14 protein-coding genes and 2 tRNA genes are annotated in these 11927 nt (G+C 36.0%); 8 read left to right on the top strand and 8 right to left on the bottom strand.

Going from position 1 to position 11927, the window contains the following annotated elements:
• Window positions 1–14 precede the first annotated feature (14 nt).
• The 8 genes from LREU_RS02300 to LREU_RS02275 all read left to right on the top strand — a co-directional run bounded on the left by LREU_RS02300 (window position 15) and on the right by LREU_RS02275 (window position 5814).
• The gene (locus tag LREU_RS02300) at window positions 15–974 is read left to right on the top strand and encodes a hypothetical protein (protein WP_011953407.1); all 960 of its coding nucleotides are present in this window, start codon (window positions 15–17) and stop codon (window positions 972–974) included.
• Window positions 975–1022: 48 nt separating this feature from the next.
• Window positions 1023–1424 carry a hypothetical protein gene (locus LREU_RS02295; RefSeq protein ID WP_003667531.1) on the top strand — a complete coding sequence of 134 codons (402 nt, stop codon included), beginning with the start codon at window positions 1023–1025 and terminating at the stop codon, window positions 1422–1424.
• A 16-nt stretch (window positions 1425–1440) separates the two neighbouring features.
• Window positions 1441–1842, top strand: coding sequence for a hypothetical protein (locus tag LREU_RS02290; RefSeq protein ID WP_003667530.1), 402 nt, complete (start codon window positions 1441–1443; stop codon window positions 1840–1842).
• A 423-nt stretch (window positions 1843–2265) separates the two neighbouring features.
• Complete coding sequence (locus LREU_RS10615; protein WP_003667529.1) at window positions 2266–2397, top strand: hypothetical protein; 132 nt, start codon at window positions 2266–2268, stop codon at window positions 2395–2397.
• Entirely contained in the window at window positions 2394–2759 is a 366-nt protein-coding gene (locus LREU_RS02285; protein WP_003667528.1) for a hypothetical protein, read from the top strand. Before LREU_RS10615 ends, LREU_RS02285 begins: the two co-directional genes overlap by 4 nt.
• Window positions 2760–3934: 1175 nt before the next feature.
• Window positions 3935–5182 carry an ISL3 family transposase gene (locus tag LREU_RS02280; protein WP_003666875.1) on the top strand — a complete coding sequence of 416 codons (1248 nt, stop codon included), beginning with the start codon at window positions 3935–3937 and terminating at the stop codon, window positions 5180–5182.
• A gap of 271 nt (window positions 5183–5453) precedes the next feature.
• Complete coding sequence (locus tag LREU_RS10425) at window positions 5454–5630, top strand: hypothetical protein (RefSeq protein ID WP_003667527.1); 177 nt, start codon at window positions 5454–5456, stop codon at window positions 5628–5630.
• A 1-nt stretch (window position 5631) separates the two neighbouring features.
• Window positions 5632–5814, top strand: coding sequence for a hypothetical protein (locus tag LREU_RS02275; RefSeq protein WP_003667526.1), 183 nt, complete (start codon window positions 5632–5634; stop codon window positions 5812–5814).
• Between the two features lie 510 nt (window positions 5815–6324).
• Here LREU_RS02275 and LREU_RS02270 read toward each other — a convergent pair.
• From LREU_RS02270 to LREU_RS02235, 8 genes are all read right to left on the bottom strand, one after another.
• Window positions 6325–6397: transfer RNA gene (locus LREU_RS02270), tRNA-Glu, on the bottom strand.
• Between the two features lie 62 nt (window positions 6398–6459).
• Entirely contained in the window at window positions 6460–7848 is a 1389-nt protein-coding gene (locus tag LREU_RS02265) for a cation:proton antiporter (protein WP_225349832.1), read from the bottom strand.
• 230 nt (window positions 7849–8078) lie between these two features.
• Window positions 8079–8408 (bottom strand): hypothetical protein, encoded by a 330-nt coding sequence (locus LREU_RS02260; protein WP_003666524.1) that lies wholly within the window; start codon window positions 8406–8408, stop codon window positions 8079–8081.
• A gap of 91 nt (window positions 8409–8499) precedes the next feature.
• Window positions 8500–8572: transfer RNA gene (locus tag LREU_RS02255), tRNA-Gln, on the bottom strand.
• A gap of 64 nt (window positions 8573–8636) precedes the next feature.
• The gene (locus LREU_RS02250; RefSeq protein WP_003667522.1) at window positions 8637–9113 is read right to left on the bottom strand and encodes a DUF7679 family protein; all 477 of its coding nucleotides are present in this window, start codon (window positions 9111–9113) and stop codon (window positions 8637–8639) included.
• Window positions 9114–9231: 118 nt separating this feature from the next.
• Window positions 9232–11169, bottom strand: coding sequence for a copper-translocating P-type ATPase (locus tag LREU_RS02245; RefSeq protein WP_003667521.1), 1938 nt, complete (start codon window positions 11167–11169; stop codon window positions 9232–9234).
• Window positions 11169–11456 (bottom strand): cupredoxin domain-containing protein, encoded by a 288-nt coding sequence (locus tag LREU_RS02240; protein WP_003667520.1) that lies wholly within the window; start codon window positions 11454–11456, stop codon window positions 11169–11171. Before LREU_RS02240 ends, LREU_RS02245 begins: the two co-directional genes overlap by 1 nt.
• Entirely contained in the window at window positions 11456–11833 is a 378-nt protein-coding gene (locus tag LREU_RS02235) for a cupredoxin domain-containing protein (RefSeq protein WP_003667519.1), read from the bottom strand. Before LREU_RS02235 ends, LREU_RS02240 begins: the two co-directional genes overlap by 1 nt.
• Window positions 11834–11927: the final 94 nt, after the last annotated feature.

The following is an 11927-nucleotide window of genomic DNA, read 5'->3' as shown; positions in this document are numbered from 1 at the left end:
TGAGGTATCTTAAATTGGCAAATAGAAGATTAATTTCAAAGAGTATTCATCAAAGTAATAAATTTCTCCAATTATCAGTGGAAGACCGCTACTTATACGATGAATTAGTCTTGTATGCGGATGATGACGGCTTTTGTTCTGAACTAACAATGATTAATGTACTCAATCACTTCACTGAAAAGAATTACCAAGAACTAGAAAAAGCTGGTCTTATCATTGTATCCGATAGTGTTGTCATTATTGTTGATTGGTTAAATAATCAAGACCTCAAAAACCACACCAACACTCAACAAATAGAACTAACTAAAATCACTTATATTAGAACAGACTGGAGATACACAACAAATTTAAACGATGAGAATGTCGCAATGACACTTAATGATTTTCTCCACAAATATAATAGCAAAAAGACAGGTATTGACCTTGAAAATTTAAAAGAAACAAGAAATAAATTGATAAAGGCGGAATCCGCCTCAAATAGTCCTAAACCCGCCTTAGTTATGGAGGATAAAATAGGCGAAAATAGGCTTAAAAAGGCGGAAAAAGCCTCACCCCAAAATAATGACGTTCAAGCCCTAGAGCGACAAGGGATTGACACACATTCTAACGAAGCAGGCGGAAATAGGCGGGAAAAGCCTAAAACAGCCTTTTTAAGTACTAAATCCGCCTCCAATATAAATAAATATAATATAAATAAAGAGAATATAAATAAAGAAAAAGAAAGCCTTCCACAAGAATCTTCTACTGTTAATCAAAAAGAAATTGAGCAACTAATCAAATTCATTAATTCAAAATTCAAAACAACATTTAGTACAAATAACGATCAATTGATTTACTTTCTCTCAAATGAATTAAAAGTATCATCTATTGACGAAATAAAAGATACCCTCACAGTGATAAAAGAAAAATCAAGTATTACTCCAGAAACCGATAATTTATGTTTGTCCTACATCAAGAATGAGTATCCTAAATAAAAAGAGAAGAACATTGATGATGAATTACCTTTCTAAGGAGTGATCTTCATGAATCTAACAGAATTTGAGAGAAGTCTTTCTGATTTTAGTACTGGATATGAGACCTATACTAAATTGATGAGTGATATTAAACGATTAGACAACCTAATACAAGCCAACGAGAAGCAATTAAACGATAGCTTAATCAAGATACCATTTACCCACTTGTATTTTGTTGATGGTCTAGGTATCTTCAAACATCAAACGCCTACCCTGCTCAAACAAAACAGGCAATTAATAATTAAATACAATCGAAAGCTAATAAAAGCCAAGAAACTTTCTAGTTCGCTTCAAAAGCAATTAAAGACCATTAGAAGCGATTATCTAAGAAGCAATAGCGAGGAAAGCAAAGCAAAAGATAAATTAGCTAATAAATATTTGAAGCAGTTTGGGCAGATTAGACACCCTTAAAAAGAAAGGACAAACAATGAATTTTAACATCAAATACCCACCGTTAGTTGAGCAAGCCTACAGTCATTTTCTTTCTATTGGCTTGCGTCCTAACAAGGACAAACTCTATAAAATGCTAGTTGATGAGGGGATGATTGACGAGTTAGGCAATCCTACTCAGCGAGCAATTAACGAGGGCTTAGTAGAAGTAGCTGGGAACAATCCAATTGAACGCTTTAAGGCTGAAAATCCTCTTGTGGCTCATATTCCAGATGAACATTTCAAAGTACAAGGTAATCAAGTGCTCATGGACTGTTACGCTGTAAGAGTGGCAGCCACTACAATACTAAATGACCCTACAGCACCACAGGAACAGAAAGAAAACGCCCAAAGTCTATTGGATAAGGTGAACAGCCTAGACCATAACGAGTGGCACTAATTAACAATCATTTTTAGCATTATCGTCTGTCTTAAAAAAGTATGACCTACGAAAAATAACATCCCCTATTTACTGTTAATACAGCGATATAAAGGGGATGCTTTTTATTTAAAAGCGTGCAATGCTTTACTAGCCCAAATGCTGATATATCAATAGTTCAACTGTAATTTTTCATTATCAATTGGACGGAAAAGGAACTTGTATAAAGTTTGACTGCTGAAAATTCAGCCACGAAAACTCATTGTCGAAAACTCGACAGTGAAAAATATATAACGTATTAAATTAGAACCCTGCTTATTTAAAAATAATCAGCAGTTTTAAAGCCGATAGCGTCTGTTTAATATAATTATTCATTTGCAAGTTAAAACGGCTTAGACGGCTTTAAAATGAAAATTAGAGTATAGAGAAATGGAGTTGATTTAAATGTTCGCTGTATCGTGTTTATTGATTGTTGCTATTGCTTGTGGTTTAGCTAGTCTTATCGCTGATATTGCAGTTATATGGCTATTCACCCACTACATGAAAGACCAGTACAAAGGGGATGGTTCTAAATGAGTTGGTATCGTGGGCGTTATGTATTTAGTAAGCGATCATTAGCACAGTGGATGGCTGAAAGTAAGAAAGATTATCATTTCAGAGTTAGAAATAAAGGCAAAGCAGACCCAACGGTTGTTAGTTTTGTTTTCTCTGACGGGGTAAAAAAAGACCGCAGATTTTATTGTGCTTGCCGTGTCCTATATAACCATTACAAGGAATATTGCCAACAGCAAGCCATAATTCCATTAAGCAACCGCCAATTCAAGCACAATATGGAATTGTTAGGCTTTGTTTATCAAAAGCACCATCGCTTTTATACTGGTTACTACCAGAACAAGGTAACAACCGCATATAAAAACATTGGAATTGTGAAACAGTAAATGTTCCATGTAATGTGCAATTTATCAATTCATCTAAAAGGTTGATATAACAGCAATCTTAATTAGAAATCATTGCCCAAAATTGGACATTATCGGGGATGTTTGTAGTTAAAACAATATCGGAAAAACTTATACTCGTTAGCTAATTCGTAGTTAATTATTATTGCTTATGAGTGATTAGCTGTAATCATTGATATAATCACATTTAACGTCAAAACAAGAAGCAAGAAAGAGCAATATTCGCCCCTCTTTTGCTATTAAAATAGACCATACTAAAAAAGCCCCCGTTTTCTTTCAACGGGGGTTAGTTTATTGATACTTTAGGAACGCACATCGACTTTTTTGCACGATAAATTCCAACAAAAAAAGACGCTCTACTGTGAGAGCGCCCCTTCGATATAAAAAATAGCAAATATATTATATCACAAGGGGAGTAGGGCAGTGAGCATAACATAAACGATACAAGAAACGACACCCAGAGAAAAACAAACTATATCAATATCGCTCAAATGCTAAAACGTTTATTAAACACTATGCAGATAAAGACGACCTAGACAAATTAATATCACTAGCACAAGAGCAAAAAATCGCTTAACCCAGTTGAGAAATGGTTGCAAATGGTAGCACAAAAAAAGAGTAGCCCTCACAAGCTACTCTTGGTATTGTCGAAAAATTAGCAACTTTACTTTTCACGCCCCATAGGTATTTTAGCATATTATCTTGAGTATAATTTGGTGCGCACCCTCATTAAAAAGTATGCGTACTTTCCAAAAAAAGTATGCATACAAAAACAAAAAGGTTGCACCCTATTTTGATAGCACTTGAAAGCCTCTAGCTTTATGGTTAAAGCCTAGGAAATCCTAGGATTTTATTAGTGTTAAAATGCTCAGAAATGCTCGGATTTTATAGGTATCTAATGCTTGCAAATGCTAGCATATTTTTCAAATATTTTAGTATTCCCTATTGTCACCGTTGATACATATGTATATAATATACTTAGCCCCTAAGGAAAGGGGGTGGTTAAATTGCTTTTGAAAGTAAAGAAAAAGGGGTATACACTTTCTGGTATGGATGGAGATTCCATGCCAGATTTTTTTGTATAAAAAAAGAGACATTTGCTGTCCCCTCGTTATACAATCAATTCACCACAAAAATCATGAAAGAAGGTTAAACAAATGTCCCATAATGATTCTATCCTAAATATTCTTGGAATTAAAGATAAAAATATTAAAATTATTTCTGTTGAAGAAGCTGAACACAACGATGACTCTGTTAAAGAGTATATAACACTAATAACGGCTACTCTTTCTTATCCGATTAATCGTTGTCGTAACTGTGGCTTTCCCACAGTTAATAAGGATGGCTTTCGCAAAACTCATGTACGACTGGCTAGTTTAAACGGGAGAAGATATGAACTAGAGCTTCGTAAACAACGCTATAAATGTAAATCGTGCCATACTACGTTTGGTGCTATTACTAATTTAACCAAAGAAAATCAAACCCTATCCAGTAATCTCAAAAATCAAATCATGCTTTTAGCTCGTAAAGGACTATCTGGTCAGCTAATTGCTGAAATGTGTCACTGCTCTCCTAGCAGTGTTCGTCGAACAATTTTAGAGCGCATGGAACCACACTATCGTGTAGCTAAGTTGCCTAAGCATCTATGTTTTGACGAGTTTCGTTCAACTAAGTCTGTGATGTCCTTTATCTGTTGTGACGCTGAAACCCACCAAATTGTCACAAAGTTACAGGATCGTCTATCACCTACCATTATTGATTATTTTGAAAGTCGTTATTCAAAAGCCGAACGCGAATGCGTCCAATCAGTTGTGATTGATTTAAATGCTCAATATCAAAGCTTTATCTATCGCCTTTTCCCTAATGCCAGCATTATTATTGATCGTTTCCATCTTGTGCAATTAGCTGGTCGCGCTTTGGACAATTGTCGTATTTCTATCCTAAAACAACTTGATAAACAGAGCCGAGAATATAAAATTATGAAGTCACATTGGAAGCTATTCCATAAAAAAGCTGAAGATCTTCACCCTGAAGAAGTAGTTTTTCTTCGCGGCGTTAAGCAATATATGACTCGCCAAAATGCTGTTGATCTCATTACTAGTAAATTTTCCAAGTTTGCTGAAGTATACCAAACTTACCAAGATATCACGAAAGCCCTAAACGAGCGCAATAGTGAATTACTAGAGTCAACCATCTTAGACTACCAAAAAACCAATACAGAAATGGATACCGCTATCCAAACCCTTCGTCAAAACAGAAAATATGTCTTAAATAGTGCTAAGTTTGAATACTCTAATGGTCCTTTAGAAGGCATCAATCGCAAAATCAAAACTCTAAAACGAACTTGTTATGGTTTTGCCAATCAAAAATTTTTCTTTTTAAGAATCGATTGTATTTTTTCGTAAAAAAATACCCCCTACATTTTCGTAGGAAGTATTTTTAGTCAACCATACCAGTTGACAGATATCCAGAAAAAGCCTAGCAAAATAAAGATTAGATTAAAGCTCAAAATCTTTATATCGCTAGACTTAAAACTTGAAATCAAGTGGTGATTAATCACCGCCCTAAGAGTTGCAAGTTGGTAGCTCAACTCTTAGGGGCTTTTCATATGTATATTATAGCATGGCTTAGACGTTCTTTAAATCAAGAATAATTAGCAAAAGTGAGGGATGAAATATGAAGCGCCTTAAATACCAGTCAAAGAATAAACACGTTACTATTTCCCTAGATGTCTACTCTCCACGTGAAACGCTAGCAATGTGGAAACAAGACGTTAGGAAGTTCAAGACGTGGCTTCACACACCAAAAGACAAACGCAAGAAGCTATTTGAATTTAAGATTGAGAGGAAATAAGATGGCACTTACAGAGTCACAGCACAAAGCAATTAACAAATACCGTAGCAAGAACAAGGCGCAGGTACAGTATATTAACCGCCGTTCAGTTGCTAAGAACTTTATCTTAAAGAGTGCAACGCAAGAAGACCTTGATATGCTATTAGGCTGTATCAAACAACGACAAGAAAAATTAAACGACTGAGGACAGCTGGCGAAATATGTTAGTTGTCTTTTTATTTACGCTGCAAAAACTGCTTAAATTGCACTAAAAAAAGTGCCCTGCTGCGAGAGCGCCCCTTCGATATAAAAATAAGCAAAACTATTATAACATCCCCCCGCCCTGCATTGTTGAGAAGAGAGCGGCACACATTACCGTATTTTTATTTGCAAAGGCTGTTTTGAAACTTTTTAGGTAGGGGGGCTATTTTAATTGGTTGTTGATATATAAGCAATTACATTAACTAGAATAATTAAATCATCCCCGTTTTAGACAAAAAATATTGTTGGGGATGTTTAATCCTAAAAATTCTGACAGCAAAAATAAAAAGACTACTAGATTAGTAGTCCACCATGCTGACAAGTTGAATTATTTTTTCCGCAATTTTTCCGCAGAATTGATTAAAAATAACGTTTTATAGTGTAAACCTAAAATCAAGAATGCTGATTTATCAATGATTTAGACGCTATATTAAATTAGTTTAAAATAAAAAAATCACCCGCACGGGAATCGAACCCGTAACTCCGCCTTGAGAGGGCGACGTCTTAACCAATTTGACCAGCGGGCAATAACGTACAATTAAAAGTATACGTTAATTTCAATTTTTCGTCAACTTAAAATCAAATTAATTTAATATTCATTTTCAGTGTTAAGTAAAATTGACTCTGCCAATAGAATTTCGTTGTAAAACTCAAAAAGATAGTCACGATGATTTTCCTTTTGAGATACCATATCAAGGTACTGTCTTTCAGCTTGGAATGCCCATAATAAGGCTCGTTGCTCCAGTTCCTTTTCCTGCTCATTGAATTCTGGATAGCGACTTGCTTTAGCCCATTGATGCCAAAAATCTGCAAATGAATTGGTACTCTTTTGATCCCGCAAATCATAAACAACACTTTCTCTAATTTTTTCTGGAAGATATATTTTTTCTACTGCTTTCAATCCCTCTTTAACCATTTCTTGCCGTAAACGCTGAACTTGTTTGCCGGCCTCCCTCCTTGACATATCATAGTTAAGAATAAAGCGAAATACGATTGAAGGCACCACCATACTCAAAATAATAACAAGCATTTCTGCCAACACAATCATATCAAACTGTGCAGAGCTTACATTGTTAATAATCATATATACTAAGGCAAGTGTTACTGCGCCACGGACTCCCCCAAGAGCAAAAATTATACTTCCTTTATTACCCATCTTTGAAAATAGTCCATAGAGATAACGAACAAGGAGATTAGTAATATAAAGTAAAATACCAATCACAATCCATTGCGAATTTGTATTCCCAATAATCAAGTCATCACGAATGATCCTGACAACCAATAATCCTAAAATAACAAAAATGGTATTATTTAAGAGTTCCCGCAGCAACCTTAAAAGCACTAGCCCATTATGAAATTGGCGAGGCGTTATAAAACGACTTCGAACGCTTTCGCTATTCTGCATTAAACCAGCACAAACCACGGCAATAATCCCAGATACTTTTAATTCTTCAGCTATAAAGTAAATAAAGAATGGCGTACTAACAAATAATAATATTTGCGCATTATAAGCATCATGGTTAATTCGCCCTAAAAATTGACGAAAACTGATCATTACAAGGGCTGCCATAATGCCAATAATTATCCCGCCACCAGCTGAACGCAAAAAGTCAAAAAACGTTTGTTGATAGTTGAACTGTCCGTTTTTTACCCACAGCGCCATTGCAGTAACCAGGATAATACCAGAAGCATCATTAAATAATGACTCCATTTTTAGAATATTTTCTTGTCTTTCAGGGACAATCAACCCCTCCAAAACAGATTCAGTTGCAGTAGCATCGGTCGGAGTACTTAAGGCACCCATCAGAAATGCCAGGGCTAGCAGAATTCCCAAAAGCGATACACTAAAACCCGCAAATACCGTTCCGACAATTACTAAAAGAACAGCCGTTTCAAGAATTTGTCGTAATCTTTTTCCAATCAGATTAATTCTCGTTGATTGCCTCTCAAAATAAATCAGTGGAGCTACTATATACATAAATATTTCTTTGTGGAAGGGAGGAAATCCGACCATTCAAAAAAGGAACTGAACCAATAATTAAGCCGACGAAAATACTAATATAATTAATTGAGAAGTGCGGAAAGAAGCTGGAAATAATACTACTTAAAACTGCCGCTACCATTAAAACAATCGTTGAAACAAGCACTATAAAACTCTCTCTTTATAGCAAATAAGCTGTGACACCTTTTGTCGCAGCTTAAATCGCGTTATTCAAATGATAATTCTAATAAATATACTTTCTTTTCTGGAATATGACAGGTCGTCGCCCAAACATCATGGTAATTTTTCTTTGTTCCATTGGTCATTGAAAAATAACTATCAAGAAGGTCACCATTCTTTGCCACAAAATCATTTGACAAACGATTGACCATAAAACGATCAACAGGAAAATAAAATGAAGCATCGGCTATCTTTAAGGAGTCATCAAAAAGAATCAGAACCGTATTAGTATAACGTGGTCTAATGCTTTTGATTAACTCTGGATGGTGCTTTAGTTTTGTTAAAACATAATAAATTGAATCAGAATTACTAGCCATATTCGTCCCCTCACTTGACTGTAATTATAACAAATAACTTTTTTATCAACAAAAGACCTGCTAGCTAATCTAGCAGGCCTTTTGTTAGAAGTTGGGCATACTGGTCTCGAACCAGTAAATTATGGATTCAGAGTCCACTGCCTTACCAGTTTGGCGAATGCCCAATAAGATAAACTTATAACGATATATACTATACATGGAAGTGGCTTAATAGTCAACTCTTTTTTATCATTTCTCTTCAGCACGTAATCGTTGGTGTTGACGGACACAACGCCATTTTGTAATCAAATCGATAACGGGATGTTTTTTAGAGTCACACCAATAATCAACATCGGCCCAAATTTGTTTTTGCGTCCACTTGTCATAATCATGATGTAAGAAATTATAGTTTTTTAAGGCTGACTGCTTTTTCCAGATAGTTGCCATTATAAATTGGCTTCGTGTCCGTTGCACAGTTTTTTTAACCCGTGCCGGATCAACTGCTTCTACCCCTATTACTTTTGCCGTTCCAATTGGCGGAATGGGCTGACCACTTGGCAAGTATGGCGCTAAGGGAACATTGATCAATGCATCAAGAATCACCTCTTGCCAATCTTCTCGTGTCTCATAACGATGCATTAACCCCGGCTCAACATCATTAGCAATTAAATAATCACATGTTTTTCCCCAGTTTAGTTGAGTGTGAACCAAAAATGCTGTTGCCATTTTAAATACTCCTCCATCACTTTTATTAATATTTTACCGCAAAATCCTTTTACTTTGTGCAAAATATAACAAAAAAAGAAGCTAAGAATTATATTTCTTAACTCCTTATAATCTTAGTTTAAGCTTGAACAACATGCTCTCCCGCAATCTTAGCTTTATTTAACAGCAGAGAAGAACTAACAACAGAAACAGAACTAAAGGCCATTGCTAGGCCGGCAAGCTCCGGACTAAGAGTAAAGCCCATAAATGCAAATAGCCCTGCAGCGATTGGAATACCAATGACATTGTAAATGAGCGCCCAGAAGAGATTTAATTTAATTCGGTTAAAGGTCTTCTTAGAAATATCAAGTGCCCGGACAACTCCTCGCAAATCGTTTTGAACGAGAACGATTCCACCAGAGTCAATTGCGATATCAGTTCCAGATCCCATTGCAATTCCAACATCAGCTGTCGACAAAGCAGGGGCATCATTAATTCCATCACCAACAAAAGCAACCTTTTTACCCTTGTCCTGAAGTTCTTTGATTTGTTGAGCCTTATCATTCGGCATTACTTCAGCAATTACCCTATCGATACCAACTTCATCAGCTATTGCTTGAGCTACCCGTTTGTTATCCCCAGTTAACATCACAGTCATTAATCCACGTGCTTTTAGCTCCGCAATTGCATCTTTTGAACTCGACTTCGGAACATCTTGAATGGCAACTAAGCCGATTATTTCCCCATCAAGACCAACATAAACAACTGTTTTAGCTTCGTTCTGTAATTTTTCCGCACGTGATGCCATTTCCCGGGAAATATTTACATCAACCAAAAGCCGATTGCTACCAACAAATGCTACTTGTCCATTATAATCTGCACGCACACCCTTACCTTCAATTGCTTCAAATTTATCTACCTTTACTGGTGAGATCTCTTTATTTTTTGCCTTTTGAAGAATTGCAGATGCTAACGGGTGCTCAGACGATTCCTCAAGACTAGCAGCGATTGTTAATACTTTTTTAGCATCGCCAACAATATCAGTTACAACTGGTTTGCCGACCGTAATTGTCCCTGTTTTATCAAACACAACAGTATCAATATTACTTACTTCTTGAAGGACTTCACCATTCTTAATAAGGACACCCATCTTAGCACTTCTTGCAGTACCAACCATTAATGCTGTTGGAGTTGCTAAACCTAATGCGCACGGACAAGCAATGACAATTACTGAAACAGCAAATAATAATGCTTGAACAAATGTTGCGCCAACAAAGGAATACCAAATCATAAATGTCAAAATAGCAATAATCATTACTGCTGGGACAAACACATTTGAAATCTTATCTGTTAAGTTCTGGATAGGAGCATGACTGGTTTGCGCTTTTTTTACTAGGTCAACAATTTGGGCAAGCATTGTATCCGCTCCAACCTTTGTGGCTTTAAAAGTAATCGTCCCATTATTATTAATTGTTGAACCAACAACAGTATCGCCAACTTTTTTCATTACCGGCATACTTTCACCAGTAACCATCGACTCATCCAGAGAAGTTACCCCTTCCAGAATTGTTCCGTCTACGGGTACTTTTTCACCCGGCTTGACCCGAATAAGGTCGCCAACTTGAACTTGATCGAGTGGTACTTTGACAAATTTACCATCTTTTAAGACTTCAGCATCTTTTGCTTGAAGGCCCATCAACTTACCAAGAGCATTGGAAGCATTGTTATGCATTTTCTCTTCCATCGCATCCCCCAGTAAAACAAAGACAGTAACAAAAGCAGCACTTTCAAAATAAACCGCCCTATCAGTTATCATCGCAAAAATACTATAAAAATAAGCGACAGCTGTTCCTGTGGCGACTAGGGTATTCATATTTGCACTATGTTTTTTAAATGCAGCGATCGCACTTTTCCAATATGGAAATGCTGAAATTGCCATAATAATAGTGGTAGTAATTAATGCTATCCAATTATAGGCTGGCATCATCCAGTGAAAAGGCATCGCAAGCATTTGTATTAACATCGGAATTGATAATACAAATGAAATCCAAAATCGCTGAATGTTTGTGAGCTTCATTACTTTACAACAACCTTTCCATGAAACATATCCATTCCGCAAGCATAGTTATAAGTTCCCGGCTTGTCAGTTGGAATATCAACAGTAACTTCTTTTTTACCGTCTAACTTCTCATCAATCCCAAGTTCCTTAAAGACGACTTCATTCATACATCCCATGTTATCGGAGGGGATAAATTTTAATTGCGCTGGCTTTCCTTGTTTGAAAGTAACCGTTTCTGGTTTGTAGCCATGATTTTCTGCATTAACAACAACTTTTTTAGTTTGATCTTTTGAAAAAATACTCATTATTTAACAATCACCTTTCCATGAAACATATCCATCCCACAAGCAAAGTTAAAAGTCTGGGCTTTATCTGTTGGAATATTAATCGTCGTAATCTTTTGCTTTGTTAAGTCCTTATTAACTCCTAGCTGTTCAAATACTACATGTGATAAACAAGCCGTCGAGTCATGCATATCAAAGTTAACTTGAGCCGGAATTCCCTTTTTCAAGATAACGGTTGATGGAGAATAACCACCATTAACGACAATCGTTGCAGTTTGCTCATCATTAACAATAGTTGATTTTCCCGCCGACTCTGTATGCTTTCCGAAGAACCACCAAACAATAAATGCAATCAAAAGCAGGGCAATAATTATAACGGCAATTCTCAATATTTCCACCTTCTTTTAGTTTACAATTGTAATCATATTATAGGTACAGCATACTATCAAAGTTTACAGTTGTCAACAATAAAGAAAAAATATTAAATAATGG

Source organism: Limosilactobacillus reuteri subsp. reuteri (assembly GCF_000016825.1).
In the GTDB taxonomy this organism is placed as follows: Bacteria; Bacillota; Bacilli; order Lactobacillales; family Lactobacillaceae; genus Limosilactobacillus; species Limosilactobacillus reuteri.
Note: the sequence above shows the minus strand (reverse complement) of the source record. Positions and strands in the feature narration are given on the sequence as shown.